Annotated in this window: 19 protein-coding genes; 15 read left to right on the forward strand and 4 right to left on the reverse strand. The window is 47.4% G+C overall.

Annotated elements, in window-relative coordinates:
- The first annotated feature begins 18 nt into the window (after positions 1 to 18).
- The 8 genes from ACE3MZ_RS07235 (at position 19) to ACE3MZ_RS07270 (ending at position 10,544) form a co-directional block, all read left to right on the forward strand.
- Positions 19 to 1,512 carry an amidase gene (locus tag ACE3MZ_RS07235; RefSeq protein ID WP_411345780.1) on the forward strand — a complete coding sequence of 498 codons (1,494 nt, stop codon included), beginning with the start codon at positions 19 to 21 and terminating at the stop codon, positions 1,510 to 1,512.
- A gap of 320 nt (positions 1,513 to 1,832) precedes the next feature.
- Entirely contained in the window at positions 1,833 to 3,356 is a 1,524-nt protein-coding gene (locus ACE3MZ_RS07240; RefSeq protein ID WP_411345781.1) for a methyl-accepting chemotaxis protein, read from the forward strand.
- A gap of 362 nt (positions 3,357 to 3,718) precedes the next feature.
- Complete coding sequence (locus tag ACE3MZ_RS07245) at positions 3,719 to 4,003, forward strand: acyl carrier protein (protein WP_411345782.1); 285 nt, start codon at positions 3,719 to 3,721, stop codon at positions 4,001 to 4,003.
- A 180-nt stretch (positions 4,004 to 4,183) separates the two neighbouring features.
- Entirely contained in the window at positions 4,184 to 5,386 is a 1,203-nt protein-coding gene (locus tag ACE3MZ_RS07250) for a radical SAM protein (RefSeq protein ID WP_411345783.1), read from the forward strand.
- Between the two features lie 20 nt (positions 5,387 to 5,406).
- Positions 5,407 to 6,558 carry a BtrH N-terminal domain-containing protein gene (locus tag ACE3MZ_RS07255; protein WP_411345784.1) on the forward strand — a complete coding sequence of 384 codons (1,152 nt, stop codon included), beginning with the start codon at positions 5,407 to 5,409 and terminating at the stop codon, positions 6,556 to 6,558.
- 227 nt (positions 6,559 to 6,785) lie between these two features.
- A complete protein-coding gene (locus tag ACE3MZ_RS07260) occupies positions 6,786 to 8,195 on the forward strand; it encodes a hypothetical protein (protein WP_411345785.1) in 1,410 nt (469 codons plus the stop codon).
- Positions 8,196 to 8,274: 79 nt separating this feature from the next.
- Positions 8,275 to 9,438, forward strand: coding sequence for a UDP-glucuronosyltransferase (locus tag ACE3MZ_RS07265; RefSeq protein ID WP_411345786.1), 1,164 nt, complete (start codon positions 8,275 to 8,277; stop codon positions 9,436 to 9,438).
- Positions 9,435 to 10,544 (forward strand): Gfo/Idh/MocA family protein, encoded by a 1,110-nt coding sequence (locus ACE3MZ_RS07270; RefSeq protein ID WP_411345787.1) that lies wholly within the window; start codon positions 9,435 to 9,437, stop codon positions 10,542 to 10,544. Before ACE3MZ_RS07265 ends, ACE3MZ_RS07270 begins: the two co-directional genes overlap by 4 nt.
- 113 nt (positions 10,545 to 10,657) lie before the next feature.
- Here ACE3MZ_RS07270 and ACE3MZ_RS07275 read toward each other — a convergent pair whose 3' ends face one another.
- A complete protein-coding gene (locus ACE3MZ_RS07275; protein WP_411345788.1) occupies positions 10,658 to 11,389 on the reverse strand; it encodes a 4'-phosphopantetheinyl transferase family protein in 732 nt (243 codons plus the stop codon).
- A 237-nt stretch (positions 11,390 to 11,626) separates the two neighbouring features.
- Here ACE3MZ_RS07275 and ACE3MZ_RS07280 point away from each other — a divergent pair, with 237 nt between their 5' ends.
- The gene (locus ACE3MZ_RS07280; protein WP_411345789.1) at positions 11,627 to 12,487 is read left to right on the forward strand and encodes an alpha/beta hydrolase fold domain-containing protein; all 861 of its coding nucleotides are present in this window, start codon (positions 11,627 to 11,629) and stop codon (positions 12,485 to 12,487) included.
- A gap of 115 nt (positions 12,488 to 12,602) precedes the next feature.
- Positions 12,603 to 15,281, forward strand: a complete 2,679-nt coding sequence (locus ACE3MZ_RS07285) for a PAS domain S-box protein (protein ID WP_411345790.1) — start codon at positions 12,603 to 12,605, stop codon at positions 15,279 to 15,281.
- Between the two features lie 340 nt (positions 15,282 to 15,621).
- Here the strand turns inward: ACE3MZ_RS07285 and ACE3MZ_RS07290 are convergent, their stop codons facing one another.
- The gene (locus ACE3MZ_RS07290; protein WP_411345791.1) at positions 15,622 to 16,473 is read right to left on the reverse strand and encodes a DegV family protein; all 852 of its coding nucleotides are present in this window, start codon (positions 16,471 to 16,473) and stop codon (positions 15,622 to 15,624) included.
- 275 nt (positions 16,474 to 16,748) lie between these two features.
- Here ACE3MZ_RS07290 and ACE3MZ_RS07295 point away from each other — a divergent pair, with 275 nt between their 5' ends.
- Positions 16,749 to 17,129, forward strand: coding sequence for a DUF423 domain-containing protein (locus tag ACE3MZ_RS07295; RefSeq protein ID WP_411345792.1), 381 nt, complete (start codon positions 16,749 to 16,751; stop codon positions 17,127 to 17,129).
- Between the two features lie 135 nt (positions 17,130 to 17,264).
- Here ACE3MZ_RS07295 and ACE3MZ_RS07300 read toward each other — a convergent pair whose 3' ends face one another.
- Both ACE3MZ_RS07300 and mtnA read right to left on the reverse strand, forming a co-directional pair.
- On the reverse strand, positions 17,265 to 17,786 hold the full coding sequence (locus tag ACE3MZ_RS07300; protein ID WP_411345793.1) for a hypothetical protein: 522 nt from the start codon (positions 17,784 to 17,786) through the stop codon (positions 17,265 to 17,267).
- A 336-nt stretch (positions 17,787 to 18,122) separates the two neighbouring features.
- Positions 18,123 to 19,217, reverse strand: coding sequence for an S-methyl-5-thioribose-1-phosphate isomerase (gene mtnA / locus ACE3MZ_RS07305; RefSeq protein ID WP_411345794.1), 1,095 nt, complete (start codon positions 19,215 to 19,217; stop codon positions 18,123 to 18,125).
- A 266-nt stretch (positions 19,218 to 19,483) separates the two neighbouring features.
- Between mtnA and ACE3MZ_RS07310 the strand changes: the two genes are divergently transcribed.
- From ACE3MZ_RS07310 to sufC, 4 genes are all read left to right on the forward strand, one after another.
- Positions 19,484 to 19,951 carry a Dps family protein gene (locus ACE3MZ_RS07310; RefSeq protein WP_411345795.1) on the forward strand — a complete coding sequence of 156 codons (468 nt, stop codon included), beginning with the start codon at positions 19,484 to 19,486 and terminating at the stop codon, positions 19,949 to 19,951.
- Positions 19,952 to 20,264: 313 nt separating this feature from the next.
- Positions 20,265 to 20,744, forward strand: a complete 480-nt coding sequence (locus tag ACE3MZ_RS07315; protein ID WP_411345796.1) for a hypothetical protein — start codon at positions 20,265 to 20,267, stop codon at positions 20,742 to 20,744.
- Positions 20,745 to 20,982: 238 nt separating this feature from the next.
- Entirely contained in the window at positions 20,983 to 21,591 is a 609-nt protein-coding gene (locus ACE3MZ_RS07320) for a DUF1802 family protein (protein ID WP_411345797.1), read from the forward strand.
- Between the two features lie 510 nt (positions 21,592 to 22,101).
- Positions 22,102 to 22,890 carry a Fe-S cluster assembly ATPase SufC gene (gene sufC, locus ACE3MZ_RS07325; protein WP_411345798.1) on the forward strand — a complete coding sequence of 263 codons (789 nt, stop codon included), beginning with the start codon at positions 22,102 to 22,104 and terminating at the stop codon, positions 22,888 to 22,890.

Here is a 22,890-nt window from a genome sequence, read left to right on the forward strand (position 1 = left end):
TATTCGTAGTATAGTTGTATGGGAAACCTTTATTTTCGGTATGGAAATCATGGAAGCAGAAGGGCTGGGATTGCGATGGAATTTACGTTACAGGAAGCAAGCATTACGCAGCTGCAACAGCTGATGGAAGAAGGACAGGAAACGGCGGTATCAATCGCCTCTCAATATATGCGCCGCATCGCCCAATTGGATCAGCAAGGTCCGCAGCTGCGCTCTGTTATCGAGCTGAATCCAGATGCCATTCCTATAGCGATGCAGCTGGACAGCGAGCGCGCGGCAGGGCATATTCGCGGTCCGTTGCACGGCATTCCCGTACTGATCAAGGATAATATCAGCACATCCGATCATATGCACACTAGCGCGGGTTCGCTCGCACTGGCGGATTCGTTTGCGCCGACAGACGCGTTTCTTGTACAGCAATTGCGTCAGGCAGGAGCGGTTATTTTAGGCAAAACCAATCTGACCGAGATGGCGAATTTCATGTCGTTTCAGATGAAAAATGGTTATAGCGCACGCGGTGGACAAACGCTGAATCCATACGGTCCCGGGCAGCTGGATACCGGCGGCTCCAGTTCTGGTTCCGGTGTCGCAGTAGCTGCGAATCTATGCGCAGTTGCGGTTGGTACGGAAACGTCTGGTTCGATTTTGAGTCCATCTGCCAGTAATAGTCTCGTCGGCATCAAGCCAACGCTGGGACTGATTAGCCGCACTGGCATTATTCCGATTACATACACGCAGGATACGGCGGGACCGATGGCGCGTACAGTAGAGGATGCAGCGATTCTGTTAGGTGTACTGGCAGGACGCGATGCGCAGGATACGACTACACTATCCGCACCTGCGAATATACCGGATTATGCAGCAGATTTGCATACTGCGAGTTTGCATGGAGTGCGCATTGGGATCAATCGAGCGCATCTGGACCGATGTAATGAAGAGGAGATCGCCATTATGGAGGCATCGATCGAAGCGATGCGTCATGCGGGGGCGGTCATTATCGAAGGCGCCAATTTGCCAGATACGGTAGCCGAGGGTGATATGACGGTGCTGTTGTATGAATTCAAATCTGCCTTAAATGGATATTTGGCAAGTCTGGGTGCGCAGGCAACCGTACGTACGCTAAAGGAAATGATTGACTTCAATCATCTGCATCATCGGGAAGCATTACGATATGGACAGGACATTTTGCTCAAAGCAGAATACGAAACATCTGGCACATTGACTGAGCCAGCTTATATCAACGCTCGTCTGGATCAGTGGCAAGCTGCGCGTGCAGACGGCATTGACACAATCTTGCATCAGCATCGACTGGACGCCATTTTCACACCTGAATTTACCGATACACCAGCAGTTGGCGGCTATCCGGCGATTATGGTGCCTGCGGGATATCGCCGTGACGGTATGCCGTTTGGCGTTAGCTTTATGGGGACTGCATATAGCGAAGCACAGCTGATTCGTATTGCATATGCTTTTGAACAGGTCGTGCCTGCTCGCCGCAGCCCGCTGCTATAGACGAAGGTACAATGCTACTGATTCTATGATTTCTCTCCAAGCAATCACGTATATCTCTACCCGGTCATTGCCGCTCATGGCAGTTACCGGGTTTTTGCTATACACTGCGATCTGAACTGAGCAAACGTCGTATGATGAATCACAGATCACTTTGAAACGATAGAATATTCATCATTATGCAGAAAGAGGCGTTCATTTCTCCAGTCCATATGTGTAAACGGTTAAAAATGTTTGATTGCTATCTACACTTCCTGTTGCAAAAGTACGACATAAATAGAAAGAAACGAAAAAACTTAACTTTCGATGATCGAGGAGGATTTATGAATACAGCCATTGCGCCTACACAACCCCCTGTTTTTGCCGACTCGTATGAAAAGCTTGCTGCCAAACTGCATTTGTATACATTATTGCTGCTGCTTGGTTCCTGTGTTCCCATCTTTGCGCTGATGTATATCCTTGGAATTATGCCGCTTATGTACTGGATTGGCATTGAAGCTGTCGTGATTATCGCTATCCCCATCTTGATTTTGTTATATCGTCGTTTTCATGAATACAAAAGCGGCAAACACTGGCTGACCGCATTTTCCTTTTTCATCACATTTTGCTCGTTATGGGTAATTCCATCAGAAGCGGCGTGGTCGTCTATTTTCATTTATGTGCTGTTGGCGCTATTGTATCTAGATCGCCGAACGACTGTATTAAGTATTGTGTACATGCTTGGTATTGAAGTGGTGCACGTACTATATAATCCATTTTTGAGCAGTGCTAGTATTATGGACAAGATCGTCGTTTTCCTCGTGACGATTATGGTTGGCGCGGTAGCAATCTCCGTCTGTATCGTAGGTCAGCGTATGGCTGCGCATCTGCAAAACCAGCGCGACCAATTAGATGCGCTGCTCGGCGAAGTGGAGCAATCTGCGGAACGGTTACATGATTTTGGGCTTGGATTACAGCAAAATGTACAGGATACGAATCGACTGGGACGAGAGTTGAATGTAGGATTTGGCGAAATTGCTGGTGGTGTGTCCTCCCAAGCGGTAAGTATTAACGAGGTGAATGAGTCGATCCAGCATTCCGAATCATTTATTCATGATATTGACGAAGCTGCTGTCCAGATGAATCGACTGGCGGAAAAGGCAGCCGTTTTAACCCGTTCTGGTGGCGAGCATGTGCAGCGTCTGCATGGTAGTGTCGGTACTGTGGCAACCGTTATGGATAATACGCATACTGCGATGGATCAATTCCGCGAATACGCTGCCGATATCTTTACCGTATTGGAATCGATTGAGGGCATTGCACGGCAGACGAATATGCTATCATTCAATGCGGGAATCGAAGCAGCACGCGCAGGAGAGCATGGACGCGGATTTGCCGTTGTTGCATCCGAGATTCGCAATCTGGCGAACGACTCCCAGCAGGCGACTCTGAATATTAGTGAAATCTTGAATCGAGTGAATCAACAACTGGAAGTGGTCGGTAGTGGAATTACCGAAGGGCGCGAAGTGATTGGCGGAATCCAAGAGGCTGCTGGTGAGACAGGCAAACTGTTTGGCCGTATTCTCGACGAAACGGTGATGGTATCCAGTCACTCTGCTGATATTAGTCGTAAAATTGCGGAACTGATCGAAGCGCTCAAACATTCCGTTATGGAAATTGGCAGCATTTCCGCTGTTACCGAACAGTCCAGCAGCTCAATTGAACAGATTAATTCCAGTCTGCATCTACAAACCGAACGAGTCGATTCTATCGCGAACAGCTTTGATCAATTACAGCATCTGATTCAGCTACTCAACCGCTCCCTGAGTCAAGGTGATACTGTATCTACCCAGCCTCATATGGCATAAATCATATCGGGATTGAAATGTACAAAATTTCTTCTAATTCCAGTAAATGTGATAATATTGTCTGTGTTCGACACGCCAGTACAGCAACTAAGCTGATCTTGGAATGGATTTGGTTTTAAAGCGTGAGAGCACATCCTCAAAACCAACATTTTTCTTTCGTATTCGCAGAAAGAAGGTGTTGGTTTTGTTTGTTTTCTCCTTTTTATCCACAAGATGGGTCTTTTGCCCGGTTTCTCATGCAGAGGATTGACTAAAATGACAGACTGCAACAATATGGAATATAGATTCACCGATGTTCCAGTATATGTATTTTTATGCCATTATTATTCATCTGATTGACCACATTCAAAGGAGGAATTGGAATGCAGCAATCCAGTGTTTCTGTTGAGCAAATGATTCAGATGATCAGCGATGTGAAGGACGATCCCGCCTGTTTGACCACTCTTGGTCCGGACTCGGACATTATTCATGATGCCGGTTTGGACTCCCTCCAGCTTATTCATTTTATTTTGCGTATTGAAGACGAATTTGACGTAGAAATTGATTTTGAGGAATTTGATATGGATCACCTAGGCTCGATTGCGAAATTTTGCGATTTTGTCAATCATTTGCATGCCGGGGAAAGCGTAGAATCACTAGAAGCCTGATCTTTTACATAATGATGTAAAGATGGGGCTTGGCAAGGTACAACAGACAGGGTCCGCATGACGCACAGGATCACGGTATGACATATAACATGCCGTTAGATGCTGCTCGCCGTCTGCTGTCTTTTGCGACGACACAACAGGAAAATCATCTTCGCCATTTTGATGAAAGAGGTGTTCTGTGTGCAGCCAAGAAGTGAAGTAACGATAGATCGCGAAGCCTTTAAATTAATTAAACGAACCGTGCGCAATGCCACTGTATCCTACCGTAACAAAATCAAAGACCCTACTTACCGGACAGAGTTACCGCAATCGCTCGGCATCAAGCTGACGAACCGCTGTAATCTGCGATGTACCCACTGTTTCCAGTGGAATGAAGACGGCTACCATCACAACATGGAGAAAGCCGAGCAAAATATGGATCTTGATCCTGCTATTTTCAAGCAATTGCTGGATGATACGCGGGAGGTCAAGTCGCGCCTGTATCTATGGGGCGGCGAACCGATGTTTCACCGTCAATTCAGCGAGATCATGGGACATATCCAGAATGATCGCCGTGAGATGACGATCTGTACGAACGGATTGCTGATCAACAAGCATCTGGATCAGATTCTGGATTTGTCGGAAAATCTGGAGCTATTAATTGCAGTCGAAGGATTCGAGGCTGAGCATGATCTGATTCGTGGCAAAGGCACCTTCAAAAAGACGATGGCTGAGATTGATCGTCTGGTAGAGCTGCGTGAACAAGGATTGTATAAAGGTCGCATTTCCGTGCATGCCGTTATCAACGACAATATGATCGGTCGTATGAGCGAGTTGCTGGAATTTTTTGAATCGAAAAAGCTTGATCTCGTGATGCTATGCTTCCCATGGTATATTTCCCGGGAAACATCGCTCAAGATGGATCGCTATTTTGCCGATCGTTTTAGCTGGCTGCGTCAGCTGGATGAACGTCATATTAGTAGCTGGCATGCATTTAAATACAAAATCAATCCGAACAAAATGGAAGCGCTTATGGACGATCTGAACAAGATCAATGATCGTGTCTGGAAAATCCGCGTTCGCTATCAGCCGGGTCTTGATTATGATGAGATCGATAAATTTATCCATGGCGATGAGATGACCAGTCGCTGCTCCAACAACTGTCTGGCACTCACGTCGCGTACTGACATTATTCCAGATGGTAGCGTGATGCCATGCAAATTTTTCGCTGAATTCACGGTAGGTAATTTGAAAAATAAAAGTCTCAAGGAAATCTGGGATTCCGAGGAATACGCACAGATTCGCCAGACGATCAACGAAGGCGGGTTAACACCGGCTTGTTCCAAATGCAGCGTCCTCTACCTGCACGGAGCTAGCGGATTGCAGTCGCTCAACTATATCTGATCCGTACAGGAGGAATAAGGATGAGTACAGACCACAAAACGCTGGTGCCGCTCAGCATTGACGTGCTCGGTGTGAACGATGAGGAAGTCGCAGAGCTGATCCGGTCGGTGCCGTTGCCTGCCAATGGACAGCTTGTCGTTGCAGATTTGCTGAATGTAGTGGATGGTCATTTTGTGATCAATCATTGCTTCTATGGAGCGATGCGGGCGATGCTGAATCAGCAAGGATCGCAGCTGGAAGAAACCGATATTTATTTCCTGTGTAATGGTCCATCTTTACGCTATCGGGGTGGTAGCCAGTACGATACATTTGGATTGCGTCCGATTGTGGAGATGTTGCAGGAGTGGAGTGAGCATACAGGTATCGGCATTTCTTATACATCGGTTGAGCCAGAGCAGCGCGATCAGGCGGAGATTTTACGCGAATGGTATGACGTATTATCTTCTGGCAAAACGCTGCTATTGCATGTGGAAACTGCCAATCTGGTCTATAACCAGCTGTTTACGGAAAGCCCCGGCAAAGGGCATATTATTCAGCTGTACGGATTACAGCCATCTGACAATATCGCGCATATTGCCGACCATTTCCTGCTGGATCAGGCGGGGCAGGTGTTAGGATACAATGGCACGATTCCACTGCATGAATTGCTGGAAGGCGTAATCGAGTACGGGTATTTACAGAGCGAGCAAGGCATTGATGTTGCGCCACAAACGGTGTTGTCTGCTGCTGCCATCCATATTGAGGAGTTTTTGAATGGAGGGCTGAACAGTGACGGCTATACCACCGGGATCGCTGCGTATGGTCAACTGAATGCGGAACTGGCAAGTTTGCGAGAACTGGACGATGTGCAATTTGAGGAGACGTGCGGAGTTGTCTATTATCATCTGCGGATTGAGAGTCTGATGCATCTGCTGCGATATACTAGTCAATTTGCTGAACGGTATCGCTCACTGCTGGGAGACAACGCAACAGAATTGGTCAACGACCTGCAACAAGTACAGGAGCAAGCACGCCGCCAATTGATGAAATTGTACAAAATGGGTGCACGACGTGATCGTAGCAAGCTAGATGCGTATATGGACAGCAATACAGAATTGCTGGAAACGATGGCATTGAAGTTGGAAGCATTAGTCACTGCTAGCAAAGACGCTGCGATCATACCTACATCATGATGTAGAGTCGACCAATTCAAAAAAACACATACTCTATCTCGCAATCTGGCAGTGACTTTTCAGGCTGCGAGATGACGGAACGAGACAGCCTGTATGCCTTCTTCACCCCTGACGGATTGTATATCAGTCAGAGGATGCAGGCAGGCTGTATCTTTTGTTTCACTTTTTACCGCTGCGGATAGACCATTCGCAATGAGGATCATCATAACTTGAAAGGAAGGGATGACATGCGTGAATGGATGCCTGATGCTGATAGATCACCGATTTTACATATGGGCACCTTTGAAGCGGAATTGCACTGGCGTGAGAACAATCTGGCGATTTTGCCAGCATTGCCAGACAAGGAAGCGGAGAAGATTGTGACCGCGATGGACGAGTTATTGTTTTGCTTTTGTAAGCCGGGTGATCTGTTGTTAACTCGGTATGCTTCCTCACCGGCACAGCTGGATTATACGTCTGCGCTTGGATTTGATTATGTTGCGAATACTGCCAATCTGGAGCAGTCTGTCGGCTCGCCGCTTGCAGCGGTTACAGCAGGACAGCTACCACCACGCGCGCGTCCTGCCGATCAGCATCCGGTATCGGTATTCCGATTGTTGTATGAGCAGGGACAGCCGATTGAGAATGAGCTACCTCTGTCTGGTGCAGTGATCTCGCCATTTGCATGGGTGCCTTATATTGGCGAGATCAGTCGCAAATTTGGCATTTACAGCAATCATCCGTCATTGGAGATCGTGCGGCGTGTGAATACGAAGCGTTATTCCGCATGGATGAAGCAGCATCTGGATTTGAAGCATCCGGGCTTTTTTGTGGAGAGTGCGGCAGAGCTGGAAGTGATCGGCAGTGAGCTGCTGCGGGATGGGACGTTTTTGATCAAAGATAATTATGGTGTATCTGGCAAAGGCAATCTGCATATCGAAACGCCGTCGATGCTGACGCGCATTCTGTCCAGCATTCGCAAGCAAGAGGAGAAGGGGCGCAATGTGCAGTTTGTGCTAGAACGTTTTCAGCACAAAGAGCGCGACTTCTCATGTCAATTTCATATTACCGAGCAGGGTGATATGGATATTTTGTCGGTGCAATGGCTGGCGAATTCGCAATTCGCTTATCGGGAATCGCTCTCGCCGGACATTCAGTTTATGGATCGGCTGGAGCAGGCGGCGTATTTTGACATTATGATGGATATTGGGCGGCAGCTGTACCGAGATGGGTATTTTGGACATGTATGTATCGATTCGATGACATTGGAAGATGGCAGCATCGAGCCGCTGGTAGAGATTAATGCCCGCAAATCGATGAGTCTGATCAAGAACAGCATTGACCGTTATTTACGTAAATACAATCTGTTCGGCAATATGACCAATTATACGGTGTCGCATGATGGCAGCTTTGATCATGAACAACTGCTGCTGGAGCTGGAACGTGAAGGGCTGCTGTTCCTGCCGCATCGCGAGACTGGCATCATGCCGCTCACTTCCGCCGCCTTATCGGTCAATCATGCCGATATTCCAACCGGCAAAAAGCGCAAAGGACGCTTGTATCTGTCCGCTGTTGCCGCTGACGAACCGGGCAAGCATGAGTTATTGTCTCGACTGGAGCACCTGCTGGAACGTAGCGGTCTGCATATTTTGAATTGAAGTGTCTGCCTGCACGCAAACGCATCATGGTATTGCTTATTTGCATCTGGATACCTGAGACGAAAAGGGAGGATGTCATATGACCGTAACCATATTATGTTCAGGCTTCGGACTAGGCTTCTATACGCCGGGGCTACTGGTGGAGGCAGGCTTGCGGCGGCTGGGCATACCGGCAGAAGTGCTTGTATTTGAAAATGTAATGAACCCGGAGCAGCGCGGCAAGGTCGATCATAGCCGCAGGGCGTATCATGAAGACTTCTCGGTGGCGCTTATGTCCCAGCGTATTCCGCAGGATATTCGCAAGAGCATGGATGAGCAGCAGGTGCATGCTTTGCTGAATCAATGGAAAGCGGAGGGACGGCGACATTTTGTATGTTTATCCGGTCACTGGGTATATTTGCTGGAAATGTACCGGGAGCAGATGGACAGTGAGCTGGAAGTGGATCTATTGTATCTGGATGCGTCTGATTCGCCTTCCTGGAAACATCTGAAAAAGCGACTGGGTACGCTAAGTGATGACTATCGGGAAGTATGGCTGTTCGGACGACAGCATGAACCGATGTATACGTATATCGATATCGTGGGTTCTGATCCTGTTGTTCCGTATGAGCAGCGAGAGCGTCGACTGCTCGTTCATGGCGGCGGCTGGGGGATGGGTACATATCGCGAGCATCTGCAAGCGCTGAATCATGCCGGATACGGATTGGATATCGTACTGTACGAGGGCGATGAGCCGGGTGCAACGAATGCTGGACAACGCTATTATCGGATGGATCCGTCATGGCGTACATGGCAACAAAATGAACAGGGCAAGCATACATTTCCACCATTTGCCGAAGTTCGTAATGGCGAGCAGGAGTCGTATCGTCTACATGAAGATTATCATCTGCTATGCGAGATTGAGCGCCGGGTATGTGCTATCGTGAGCAAGCCTGGTGGCGGTACGCTTGCCGATTCGTTTGCCTCTGGTACGCCGATTATTTTCTTGGAGCCGTTTGGTGAGCATGAGCAGAACAATGCGCAGCTATGGCAGCATTACGGATACGGGCTGAGCTATGACACATGGATGAGTGAATATGGCGGTGGCACTGATATTTTGGAGCAGATGCATAATCGGCTGCTTCAGGATCGGCAGTCACTATCATCATATACGGAACAATTGTCTGCACGTTGGGGTTTGGATTCACAACCATCGGCAGGTGACGACCAGCTGCTGACGCTGACAGAGGAGGAACGCCATTGAAAGAACAACCCATACCTGACAATGTGATTCCATTGCCAGTTCGCGATCTGCCGTTGTCGAGACAGGCACCAGGATTGGTCTCACCAATGCATACGGTGCGTTTGGGCATTCTCGGCTGTTCTGGCATCGTGCCGCGCGCTGTATTGGAACCGGCAGTGCATGTGCCGAATCTGGAAGTGACAGCCGCTGCCAACCGTACCTTGTTCAAAGCCCAGCAGATGGGCAAGCAGTACGGTATCCCGATCATTCACCATACGCTGGATGATCTGCTGGATAACCCGGAGCTGGATGCCGTCTATATCGGTCTGAGCAATCAATTACACGCCAGTTGGATTGAAAAGGCGCTACGCGCGCGCAAGCATGTGCTGGTAGAGAAACCGATCTGTCTGGATGCGGCACAATTGCCAGTACTGAGTGCGGCGGCAGAGCAATATGGCGTGCATCTGGCAGAAGCGATGATGGTGTCCCATCATCCATGGCAGCAGGCATTGCGGCAATTGATCTTTTCCGGCGAATTTGGCGCATTGCTGCGTACCGAGACACGGTTGGCGATTCCGGCGCGTGATGATCATCAGCATAATTATCGTAGTGATCCAGAGCAGGGCGGTGGTTGTCTATGGGATCTGGGCTGCTACTGGCTACAATTTTTGCAGCTGTTTACAAGACTGGATCAGACAGAGCTGGAAGGACGCTCACAGTTTGATGGACCGAATGGTTGCGATTGGACGTTTCAGGCGCAGGCGACGCTACGGGATGGAGTGAAGGCGGAGGCATTGCTATCCTTTGAACAGCCGTATGCGTGTCGGCATGTACTGCATTTTGAACAGGCGACTGTGACGATCAACGATTTCTTCCGCTGCAATCTAGGCTTTTACAAATTAAAATTCAAAATCGTACCTATACGCCGCAATGGTGGCGACACAGAAGTACAACAGCGTATGTTCGAGCCAGCCAATTATTATGTCAATCAACTGCATACATTTGTTCGTGATGTGCAGCAGCATCAGCCGGGACAGCCCAATGAGCAGTTGGACGAAGCAGCGGATCGTATTCGTGCGCTATCCACACTATATCAAAGTGCTCGTACCCATATGGCTTTATTTTAAAAACAGTGCTCGCCGAGCCAACATAACAAAACCGCCAGCCGGTCGCGAAACCAGCAGGCGGTTTTTTGCGTTGCAATGAAGATATGACCTTTTGTTGCGTTCATTCCAACGATTTACATAAAATATTCCGGTGGCAGCAACTCGCTCCAGTCCAGCATCAATAAGGGACGCGGACCGATTGGACGAGTGGCGCATACCGCTAACTGGTAATGCCCGTCCATATTGATCTTACGGAAAAAGCAGCTCTGGCTGCGATGGTCGTCCCAGCCGCCGGAAGAATCTTCTTTCGGATTGGGTGCAGTCAGCCGCGCAGTATGCTCATCCACCAATTGAACGGCAAAGGAATCAAGTGGAATCGATAACCCTTTTCCGACAAATTTGATATAACTTTCCTTCAATGTCCACAGCGTGTAAAATAATTGAAGTCGCTTCTGTTCCGGTGCATCTAACAGCAGCTTGTATTCGGATGAGGTGAAAAATCGCTCTGCAATCGCAAAGTCGATCGGACGCACCTTTTCAATATCGACACCGACTGGGGCAGAATCGTCCGCACAGATGATCCAATCCCCGGCATGAGATAGATTAAAATGAACATGCGGATGCTGTGTCAAAAATGGTTTGCCATAGCTATTCTTGCCCATATCCAGCGTATCGGCAGCCAATTGATACCGCTCCCGCAAAATATGCAATAGCAGCAGTTCTCCAACAAGACTGCGCTGAGCATCCTGCTGGCGTTGAAACCGTAATGACGCATCCCGTCGTTCCGCAGATACCGCAGAACGCATACGCGTCATGACATCGTCCGGCAATAGCTCGGGCAGATGTACACCAGTAATAGTAACCAAGCCTGTATCCTCGCTTATCGTCTGGCTTGTCCGTAGACAGCCTTGGAATGTATACCCATATATTGACGAATAATGACAGGCACGTCAATATGACAGAAGAGGAAGTTTTTGCTGGAAAGCTTCCTTTACACAGACAGGACATACAATGCACCTTGAAGCTGATATAATGAACACATTCACAGCAAACAGCTCGCCTGCTCATCAGGTGGCTCAGATTGAACTACAGGAGGAAGACCGTTGTCAGAAATAAAACATTTACCTTATCAAAGTGAAGATACGTATTTCGTACAGATGATTCCCGACATTCAATTTGCCCGTTTTCCGAATGGAACCACATTGAAAATGAATATTTTGCGTCCAGAATCCCATATTCCATTGCCATTGATCGTCTGGATCGTTGGCGGCTCTTGGCTGGATGCCGATCATTATAAACATGTACCGGTCATGTCCGAACTCGCACGTCAAGGCTATGTGATTGCTTGTATTCAGTACCGTACCGTAAACCGCGCACCGTTCCCAGCGCAGCTGGAAGATGTGAAAACCGCAATTCGTTTCCTCAAAGCACATGCAGATGAATACGGCATTGATGCCGAGCATGTCGGCGTATGGGGGCATTCCGCTGGCGGGCATCTGGCTTCACTCGCAGCTGTTACCGGTCATCAGCCAGAATGGGATGAGCGCGGACAATGGCCTGGCTATTCCAGTAACGTGACGGCTGTAGTCGACTTTTGCGGTCCGATTGATGTACAGGTTGATTTTGATCATGAATATGCGCTACCCGTCATTTCGCTGCTAGTGGGTGGCCCGATGCGAGAAAAGGGCGCCAATGCCGCTTTATCCAACCCAGTGACCCATATTCGTACGGCAGCCGAGCAAGGAACGGTATTGCCGCCATTTCTGATCATGCACGGCGATGCGGATGAAATGGTGCCACTGCGCCAGAGTCAGCTGTTATACGATGCACTGCATGAAGCGGGTAGTCGTGTGAATATGTACGTGCTAGAAGGTCTCAAACATTCGTCTTCCGGTCTGATGACACGTATGGATGTGCTGGAAGCAGTTAGCCGCTTCTTTGCCCGTCATTTGAAAGGCTCCTGAGGCAGACGGCATGCAGCAATGCACAATCACCGCTGTTACAGGTCGGATGAACACACAATATGGACACCGTTCCGGGTGTCGATGCTCAAGCGTTACATAAAGGGGGATGGGGACATTGGACAATCATGATAACGAGATTCTTCATCATCTGGTTGCCGGGGAGGGCGGTGTCTACCGTCCGTTGTTTGAGCATCACCCCGACGCGATTTATGTGATGGACAAGGAAGGCAATTATTTGTATACAAATCCGGCTGTGCTGCGTATGACGGGCTATTCGCCTGAGGATTTGCTGACAATCGACAAGCGGCAGATTTTCGGCGAGCAGCGTTTGCATTTTCGGTCACCTTATTTTCAACAGGTGATGCAGGGGCAATCGGTACAGTTTGAGACGAATATTTTTCATAAGCAAGGGCATCTAGTATATCTGGATGTGACGTACGCACCGGTTGTAAAAGAAGATCGGATCGTGGGCATCTTCGGCGCTGCCAAAGATATCACATCGCGCAAGCAGGCGGCGGAGCAGCTGCGTCAGAGTGAGCAGCGGCTGAATCTGGCACAGGATATCGGCGGATTCGGCTGTTGGGACTGGAATTTGCAAACTCGGGAGCTGGTTTGTACGCCGCGCTTTTTTGACATTATGCATATGGAGCAGGAATCACCGACATTGCTGTATCGCCGCTTTCTCGCGCGAATTCACCCGGATGATCGCAGTGCCGTTCGAGAAGCATTTCGCCAAGTACTGGCAAAAGAAACGATCCATCTCGAATGTCGATTGAGCGAGCCGACACATGATGTCAAAACGATTGCGATCCGAGGACAACTCGTTCGTCCAGATGAAAGTAACGAACGACGGATGGTCGGTACGATCCAGGATATTACCGAGCAGCGGCTGATGGAGGATCTGATTCGGGAAAGTGAACGGCAATATCGAATGTTGTCCGAGCATACGATGGATCTGATCTCCACCCACACAGCAGACGATCACTTGAGCTTCCTGTATGCCTCGCCGTCGCTTACACGTCTGCTTGGTTATGAGCCGGACGAGATACTAGGACAGCAGGCTATCGAGTATCATCATCCAGAAGATCATGCTGTCGTACAGATCTACGTACAATCGATTCTGTATGCGCAGGAGCAGCATACAGTCTGCTACCGATTCCGGCATAAGGATGGTCATTATGTCTGGTTGGAAACGAGTGGCACATTTGCCCCTGATACGATGTCGCCGACAGGTGGAACGATTGTAGCGGTATCGCGGGATGTGTCAGATCGCAAATTTGCCGAGCAACGACTAATGGAGAGCGAACAACGATACAAATCGCTAGTAGAGTATAATCCGTCCGGTGTGTATTCATTTGATACGGAAGGACGTCTATTCAATCTGAATCCGGTTGCGGAGATTCAGAGCGGTTATGTCAGCGGCAAGGTAGAACATGTGTATTTTACCGATTTGATCGACAAAGAAGATGTGCATGAGGCGCAGGAGCATTTTAACAAAGCCCGACTCGGTTTACCGCAAAATTACGAAACTACGTTAATCCAGTCCGGCGGCGCTCGTATGGAAGTGAACATTACTAACGTACCGATCATCGTCGGTGGTCAGATTACAGGTGTGTTTGGCATTGCTACGGATATTACGGAGAGCAAGCGCTATGTGGAGCGGATACAATCGATCAGCGAGGAATACAATCTGATTCTTAGCTCTGTGTCAGAAGGTATCTTCGGTATCGATCTTAGCGGTCGAGGAATCTTCATCAATGAAGCTGCTGCGCGTATGTTGCAATTGCCACGCGAGGAATTCATCGGTTCGCCGTTACAGGAGATTATGATCAATGCACGTGTAGATGGGGAAACGTATCCGCCTGAACACAATCCGGTTCAACTAACGCTATCGGACGGGCAAGCTCGGCATGCAGCAGAGGAAGTCTTTTTTCGGCGAGACGGATCAAGTTTCTTCGTCTCGTATCGCATCAATCCGCTATTTGACCGGGAGCGCATCGTAGGAGCGGTTGTCGTATTCAGCGACCGGACGAATGAACGGGCGATTATGGAGGCAAAAGAAACGGCAGAACGTGCTGCTTATGCTAAGTCGCAATTCATTTCCATGATCAGTCACGAGCTGCGTACCCCGATGAATGCCATCATTGGTATGACCGAGCTGATGCATGAGGCATCGCCAGACGATGAACAACGCTGGTATGCGGATATTGTACTGCAAAATAGCCATGAGCTTATGCGGATTATGGACGATATTACCGATGTGCATCGACTGGAAAATGGGCATCTGACACTGGATGAGCAAATCTTCGATCTGCATGAACTGATGGATACCGTTTATCAGCTATTTATGCCTGTAGCGGCAGATAAGAACATCCAGCTGTATCTATCCATCGCGCAGGAAGTACCGCGACTGGCAAAAGGCGATATCGTCCGTCTGCGCCAGGTGTTGGTGAATATAGTCGGCAATGCGGTCAAATTTACCGATCAGGGCAGTGTACAGATTGCCGTCGAGCTGTCTCATCTGTCTCGTGAACATGGGATGCTAGTTGAATTCCGCATTGTGGATACTGGTATTGGCATTCCGGCGAATCGGTTGAACGAGCTATTCCATTCGTTCTCGCAAGTGCATCAGGTGATGAACCGTCATTATGGGGGCACAGGCTTGGGCTTGTTTATTAGTAAAAATCTGATTGAGCTGATGAACGGAACAATCGGAGTAGAGAGCCGGGAGCATAGCGGATCAACGTTCTATTTTACAATTCCATTGCAATTGGCAGAACAGCACGTAGAATAGCTGGAAATGGATAACAGTAAAAGGGGAAGCATGGCTGCGAACGATCCAAACTGTGCAATATCTAAAATTTAAAATTCACGTATACACGTATATTTGAAAGCCATCTCTCTATAGCCATCCGAATCTAACTCCAGTTCATGCATCAGCCTGAATGTACGCTGTACATTTAGAAACACAGAGAAAGCCATATTCCACAGTATGGGATCAGTCCCACGGGAATACGGCTTTCTTTGTGCTTTTTTATCGTCCTTCATAGAACATGCAGAACGGAACATCATGCAATACAAGTAACAAGCGTATCCTAATATCTATCCATTCCTGATCGCCAAGTGTAACGTACTTACAATGTCGCGTACATCAGCGCAATCGTCTGCGGTCCGCAATGACTGGAAATGACACAGCCTGCTTCAGTAATGATTACCTGCTGGACATCCGTCTGCTCGCGCAATACCGCCTGCATATGCAGCGCTTCTTCCTCTGCTAGTGAATGTACGACGAAGATCACATCCTTGTCCAGCCGATGCTTATTGTCTAGCGCATTACGCAGCAGCTGTTCCATCGCCTTGTCGCGTTTACCACGAACTTTGTATGCTGGTGTCAGCGAGCCTTCCGGTGTGACCTTGATTACTGGTCGAATCTTGAGCAGACTGCCGATCAGATTTTGCATACCTGAGCAGCGTCCACCTTTATACAGATATTCCAGTGAATCAATGGCAAATTCGGTCTCGATTTTGCCGCGCACCGACTCAATCATAGATACAATGGCAGGCACATGATTGCCAGCCGCTGCTGCCTGAACTGCCTTCATCACTAGCAAACCGATTGAGCTGGACAGATTAAGCGAATCGATCACGGTCACGCGACCAGCAGGCAATTCTTCGGCAGCGATCACAGCATTGGCATATGTAGAAGACAGCGCCGAGGAAAGGCTAATATAAATAATGGAATGTCCTTCGTCCACCACCGGGGTAAACGCCTGTAGAAAATCAGATGGGGAAGGGGCAGATGTCTTGGGGAGCTGACCGTCGCGGCTTACGCGCTCGTACAGCTGACCCGGTGTTATATCAACACCATCGCGATAGACATCCTGACCGAACGTTACATACAGCGGCACGATGCCGACCTGATGTTCTTGAAGCCAGGCAGAAGGCAGATCACACGTACTATCTGCAAAAATGCGAATCGAAGTCATAAAAGTCTCCTGTCTATTGTTTCTCGTACACGAATATATAAAGTAACACGGATGGCGTTATTATACCATGACTTGCTGTTCACCAACATACATAGCGTCTCCTGTGATCCAAGAACAGGCGAATGAAATGATTGATATGAGTGGATCAGCATTCAGCCTGATCAGCGATACGCCTTCATCAATTGCTCACAATTGCGCTACACAGCAATAGGAATCGATACGCTATAATAAAATAGATGAAATTCAAAGGATTTTACGGATATAGGAGGCATATCATGCAGCGTACTTACATTATCATCGCTTCGATTCTCGGCATGATCGGCGTCATCTTCGGCGCATTTGGTTCCCATATATTGGAGCCTATTATCGGAGCGCGAATCGAAACATTCAAAACAGGCGTGGAATATCATTTTGTGCATACACTTGCTGTTCTGCTAGTAGCATTGTTAGCAGGTCAACTAGGCGAAAGCCGATTATTACGCTGGTCAGCAATGTTGTTCGTGATCGGCATCGTCTTTTTCTCCGGCAGTTTGTACGTACTGTGCATAACGGGCGTCAAAATATTGGGCGCGATCACACCGATTGGCGGTGTCTGCTTTATCGCTGGCTGGATTTTGCTGGCAATCGCCGCAGCGCGCTCTGGCAAAAGAGTCTGATACAGCGAGAATATCCATTTCATACGTGAACGATCATCAACATGATCCGTTCGCAACACGCAAAAACGCCGACTGAACTCAATCAGTCGGCGTTTTATCATTGAATCCTACATCATCTTATTGAATGCTCCATACTCAAGCGTGCTGGAAATCATCGATTTCGTTAAGTTTGAACGTGTATACCTGCTTCTCGTCTACATGATAGACGCTGATCGTTTGATCCTCGTTATCGTATTTCAAAATACGGCACGGAATAGAAACACGTTCTCCGCGGCGATTGAGAGTTAAGCGAATCAACTGGTTGCCTTGAATGTAGAGGGACAGCCAATTTCCCATATCATTTTCAATCTTCTCATGCAACTGAGCAGCAGCCTTTGTCTGCTCTGGTTGTGCGGCTGGCTTGGATGGTGCTTTTTTGCTGTCGGATTGCGATTTTAAGTCCACGGGCGTCTGATTGTTACCTGCGGCGGCAACAGCTTTTTCAATTTTCGCACCAAGTTTAATACCGTTTACAATGCGAAAATCTGCAAGTTCTGCCTGACTGTTCAGGATATCCAGCAGCTTTTGAAGGGCGACCGCATTGCTTGTTCCGGTAATCATGAGGTCTACATTAAATAAAAATTCGGTAGCATCATTAGTCTGCTGTTTGTTCATCATTTCCCCATCTCGCTTACTATATCGGATTGGTCTAACCGTGTAACAACTTGTCAATAAACTATACCATTTTTTCGTCAAATTTCATAGGTCTTAGGATACAGTCTATAGGTACATTTTAACAGTATACCTTAAAATTAAAAATTCTTGTACACATAATACGGTTTTTTACTATTATCGGATTACAGCACGTAAATTTTAACCTTATTGGCAAGTAACAACTATAAAATATATACACATACACCAAAAAACCGAAACGATATACATTTCGGTTAAATTGGTACTTTAGAACTATATAAAAGATGACAAAAAACGAGTAAATGTACTCTTTTTAATACTTTAGTTACTGAATAGTTTAGGCAGTTCTTCCTGATAAGACGGATACACAATTCCTTTTTCCGTAATGATCGCCGTCACATATTCATTCGGTGTTACATCAAACGCCGGATTGAATACTTTGATATCCTGTGGAGCGGTACGCTTACCAAAGCTTTCTGTAACTTCAGCAGCGGAGCGCTCCTCAATCGGAATCTCAGCTCCAGTAGTAGTCGCCAGATCAATCGTCGATAACGGGCAAGCGACATAGAATGGAATATTATGCGCTTTTGCCAGTACAGCTACACTATACGTACCGATTTTGTTAGCAACATCGCCATTAGCAGCTACACGATCCGCACCGACGATTACAGCTTGGATCCAGCCTCTCGCCATTACCATGCCTGCCATATTGTCACACAGCAGAGTAACGTCAATGCCTGCTTGCTGTAATTCAAATGCCGTCAGACGAGCACCTTGCAGCACCGGACGCGTCTCATCCGCGTACACTTTGAGCTGAATGCCCTGCTCCTGTGCCAGATACATCGGTGCGAGCGCCGTACCGTATTTGGCTGTTGCCAGACCGCCAGCATTACAATGTGTAAGCACGCCCATGCCATCTTGGAATAGAGGCAGTGCGTGTACGCCGATCATGCGGCATACTTCTTCATCTTCTGCATGAATCGCGATCGCTTCATGTTCCAATTCGCGATTGCGAGCTGCTGTATCATGATCCTGTTCAGCGAGCTGATGAGCACGCTTGTTCATACGATCCAGCGCCCAGAACAGATTGACCGCAGTTGGACGCGATTCTGCCAGATGAGCAGCTGTTTTTAACACTTGTTTCAGCCAGACTGCCGCATCTTCGCCTTCATATTCACGAGTGCCCAATACGACGCCATATGCAGCGGAAATACCGATTGCGGGTGCACCGCGTACTTTCATGGATTGAATGCCTTCGAATACTTGATCCGCTGTGAACAGCTCTAACATTACAATCTCATCCGGCAGCAGACGCTGATCGAGCATCAGTAATTTGTCGCTTTCCCAGCGCAGCGACAATAAGGGTTCAAACGGAGCCTGAACAGCGCCGTCATGGTTTGTATCGATATGACTCATAGTTATAATCACTCCCTTGCATAATGAACACGCATGAAACGGATAAATCATTAAAATATACAATATCGGAAAAGCGGCAATTTGCACAGTTCTTTTTGCTGATTGGGATCATTTACAACGTTTGTCGCAGCAGAATAACGATAGGGAAAGTTGTTTCGTCAAACAGGATGACGGGTAAGTTCTATGCAGACGAGCATGACATGTTGATGGTATGGATTACATGCCAGCACATCAATAAAATTCGATAAAAGCGAGGGATTTTCATTATGTCTAACGTAACGAATCAAAATTCAACTCAAACCAAACGCATCGAAGAATTGCTGAATCTGCAAGTAGCAAACTTGAATGTACTATATGTAAAAATCCACAACTTCCACTGGTATGTAAAAGGTGAGAACTTCTACACGCTGCATATCAAATTCGAAGAACTATATAACGAAGTAACCCTGAAAATGGACGAAATCGCTGAGCGCCTGCTGACACTGAAAGGTTCTCCAGCCGCAACGCTGAAAGAATATTTGGAACTGGCAACGGTACAGGAAGCTAACGGTAGCGAAGATGCTCGTACGATGGTACAAACAATCATCGAAGACTTCGCAACAGTAACCGAGCAATTCCAAGAAACAATCGAACTGGCTGAAGAGTCCGCTGACCAACCGACAGCAGATATGCTGATCGCGTTCAAAGCTGATCTGGAAAAACACATGTGGATGCTGCGCTCTTACCTGGGTTAAGCTGCACATCATATCGTCAATGGGACATATGCTCTTTTACAGAGCCATCGTTCCATACGGTCATCAAAATGGCTGTCAAAACGCCGTCTGCTATATGCAGGCGGTGTTTTTTGCGTTGTTTATATCGTTTGTTGCGCGCTTCGATAAGAGCACCATGTGATTGATCGTCAAATATCCTAATCATTAATGAATAATACATGTTATTTAATATATTAATAGTAAAATAATGGTATTATTAAAGTGCGTTCATTGTCCATGAAGTCATTACATACTGCGTGTACCGTGAATAGCATGAAAAGGGAGAGTGAAGATCATGAAGACGATTCGCTTATTTAGTGTCATGATGATTGCATTACTGTTATGTTTCCCTGTTTCGCTAACTTCTGCTGCCGGTTCATCAGTTACACCTCAAACCGATCCGCCGGATTACGGACATTATGTTTGGTCGGAATGGTTCGAAGTGGCGGAAGATTATCCCGAAGGATATACAAATTGGTGGAGTACGAATAATGTAGTCGATGTAACGGTAGTTACCCAACTAGAAGGGGATTCTCGTTTAACCGTGTCTTTTCAAGAAGGTGGTGGCTCTAGTGGTTGGCACACATTTGAGACGCATGTTATTGAACAATCCGGTTCTTATCCATACAGATTTGGAAGAGGTCCCGTTATTCCGGCTGACGATTATCATACGTATCGGGTGCTGTATCGGGTAGATAACGCTTCTGGCCCTGCGGCGGCTCGTGGCGATATCGATATCGAGATACACAATGTATGGGCAGGACCTAATTGGTAACATCATACGGAATCAAGGAACGCATATGCTTTGTATGGACTCCGATCGGGATTTCTTTACCTTCTTCAGCAAAAATGTTCTGTTATATTGATCCAACATGGAACCCAAGTGGATGTATTCTTTTCGAATAGGTGTAAAATAAGAAAAGAATAAAGTCCATCATCTGGCGGCATAAAGGAGACAAACAATCGTATATACAGCATTTCTTTATGCCGTTTTGCTAAAAGGAGGAGACAAAATGAGTCATTCTGAACAACGCGTTATCGCACTGAAAGAATGGGCGTCCGCGATCCGTGCGCTGGAAGAAGGCAGTCAGATTCTACTCATGCGCAAGGGTGGTATTGTAGAAGAAACGCGCAGCTTTGCATTGAAAGAGAATGCTTTTTACTTGTATCCCACGTATGAGCATCAGCGCAGTGAGCTACTCAAGCCGGAGCATCGTCATCTGGTAGAGGAATCGCTGCAAGATTGGTCGCCAGAGCAGCAGACTGCTAGTATTCGGCTGTACGCCGAAGTGACAGACGATCTGGAAATCCATGATCAGGAGCAACTGAATCTGCTACAGGGACATCACATCTGGACAGATACCTTTGCCGAAGAACGGTTACGCTGGAAAAAGAAACATCCGCTTCATATTCTCTTATTGCGGGTATATATACTTGAACGACCGGTGGACATTCACATCGAAGAGCAGTATATCGGCTGCAAATCGTGGATCTCCATACCAAGTGGTCCGGTGACGAGCGAAATGACGCCGGTGTTGGACGCTGCGGAGTTTGAGGCAATGAGAACCGCTGCACTGCAATCGCTGCAGAAGCGTGATATTCCTGCCATAAAGCTTGACTGATACGAATCGGTCAGGCTTTTTCTTATTTGATGCGCAACAAGTGAAAATGTGATATCATCATGGCTTTCACATTAAGATACAGTAAAGCATATACCTATTCGTTGCAGCTACATTGAAATTATTATAAAATAGCTTGAGAATCGGTGAGAATCAGTTTAGAATAGGTCTAAGGAAGATTTATTCTTAGACTTTATCTAAATCTACCGAACGTTGAGGTATTTTCCTTTTCATTTGAATAGATGATGCAGCAGGGAAAAGCGCTCTGTTCGCGGGAAAAGGTGGTCATGTGCCACTTCCCGGGGTCATGCCTGAAATGGGCTTCTCCTATCGCATCGTACCGTCGGCAATATTCTGTAAAAATTGCCGCTATTTTTTTGCGAAAGACCCCGTTTTATTGTTATGATTTAAGAAGCAAAATGATGTTGTGATTAATCCTGAAGCTGCACTGAATAATACATCAAAATTGTTCTATTCAGCAGCTTACTTACTTATTTTGGAGGGACGTCTACTATGGCAACAAATTTCGTCATTGAAGGTCTGAAAGCAACAATCGAGAACAAAGAAATCCTCAAAGGTGTGAACCTGTCGATGAAAGGTGGAGAAATCCACGCAATCATGGGACCGAATGGTACTGGTAAAAGTACATTGGCATCCGCACTGATGGGTCATCCGAAATATGAAGTAACAGATGGCGTTGTTACACTGGACGGCGAAGACGTATTGGAGATGGAAGTAGATGAGCGCGCTCGCGCAGGTCTGTTCCTGGCAATGCAATATCCGAGCGAAATCAGCGGCGTAACGAACTCCGACTTCCTGCGTAGTGCGATCAATGCACGCCGCGAAGAAGGCAAAGAAATCTCCCTGATCAAGTTCATCCGTCAAATGGAAGGTAGCATGAAAGAGCTGGACATGAACCCTGAGTTCGCTCACCGTTACCTGAACGAAGGCTTCTCCGGTGGTGAGAAAAAACGTAACGAAATTTTGCAAATGCTGATGCTGGACCCGAAAATCGTTATTCTCGATGAAATCGACTCCGGTCTCGATATCGATGCTCTGAAAATCGTTGCTGCTGGCGTAAACAAAATGCGCAGCGAAGATCGCGGCTTCCTGATCATCACTCACTATCAACGTCTCCTGAACTACATTACGCCTGACTACGTACACGTTATGATGCAAGGTCGTATCGTGAAATCCGGTGGTCCTGAGCTGGCTGCCCGCCTGGAAGCGGAAGGCTATGACTGGGTCAAAGAAGAACTCGGTATCACTGACGAAACCGTAGGTCAAGAACAAGAAGCGTAA

This window comes from Paenibacillus sp. WLX1005 (assembly GCF_046603685.1).
Taxonomy (GTDB): Bacteria; Bacillota; Bacilli; order Paenibacillales; family Paenibacillaceae; genus Saccharibacillus.

What these genes read in the sequence shown, in the direction of transcription:
- ACE3MZ_RS07235 (WP_411345780.1), top strand. Translation starts at nt 19, where the DNA reads ATGGGAAACCTTTATTTTCGGTATGGAAATCATGGAAGCAGAAGGGCT.
- ACE3MZ_RS07240 (WP_411345781.1), top strand. Translation starts at nt 1,833, where the DNA reads ATGAATACAGCCATTGCGCCTACACAACCCCCTGTTTTTGCCGACTCG.
- ACE3MZ_RS07245 (WP_411345782.1), top strand. Translation starts at nt 3,719, where the DNA reads ATGCAGCAATCCAGTGTTTCTGTTGAGCAAATGATTCAGATGATCAGC.
- ACE3MZ_RS07255 (WP_411345784.1), top strand. Translation starts at nt 5,407, where the DNA reads ATGAGTACAGACCACAAAACGCTGGTGCCGCTCAGCATTGACGTGCTC.
- ACE3MZ_RS07260 (WP_411345785.1), top strand. Translation starts at nt 6,786, where the DNA reads ATGCGTGAATGGATGCCTGATGCTGATAGATCACCGATTTTACATATG.
- ACE3MZ_RS07265 (WP_411345786.1), top strand. Translation starts at nt 8,275, where the DNA reads ATGACCGTAACCATATTATGTTCAGGCTTCGGACTAGGCTTCTATACG.
- ACE3MZ_RS07290 (WP_411345791.1), bottom strand. Translation starts at nt 16,473, where the DNA reads ATGACTTCGATTCGCATTTTTGCAGATAGTACGTGTGATCTGCCTTCT.
- ACE3MZ_RS07295 (WP_411345792.1), top strand. Translation starts at nt 16,749, where the DNA reads ATGCAGCGTACTTACATTATCATCGCTTCGATTCTCGGCATGATCGGC.
- ACE3MZ_RS07300 (WP_411345793.1), bottom strand. Translation starts at nt 17,786, where the DNA reads ATGATGAACAAACAGCAGACTAATGATGCTACCGAATTTTTATTTAAT.
- mtnA (WP_411345794.1), bottom strand. Translation starts at nt 19,217, where the DNA reads ATGAGTCATATCGATACAAACCATGACGGCGCTGTTCAGGCTCCGTTT.
- ACE3MZ_RS07310 (WP_411345795.1), top strand. Translation starts at nt 19,484, where the DNA reads ATGTCTAACGTAACGAATCAAAATTCAACTCAAACCAAACGCATCGAA.
- ACE3MZ_RS07315 (WP_411345796.1), top strand. Translation starts at nt 20,265, where the DNA reads ATGAAGACGATTCGCTTATTTAGTGTCATGATGATTGCATTACTGTTA.
- ACE3MZ_RS07320 (WP_411345797.1), top strand. Translation starts at nt 20,983, where the DNA reads ATGAGTCATTCTGAACAACGCGTTATCGCACTGAAAGAATGGGCGTCC.
- sufC (WP_411345798.1), top strand. Translation starts at nt 22,102, where the DNA reads ATGGCAACAAATTTCGTCATTGAAGGTCTGAAAGCAACAATCGAGAAC.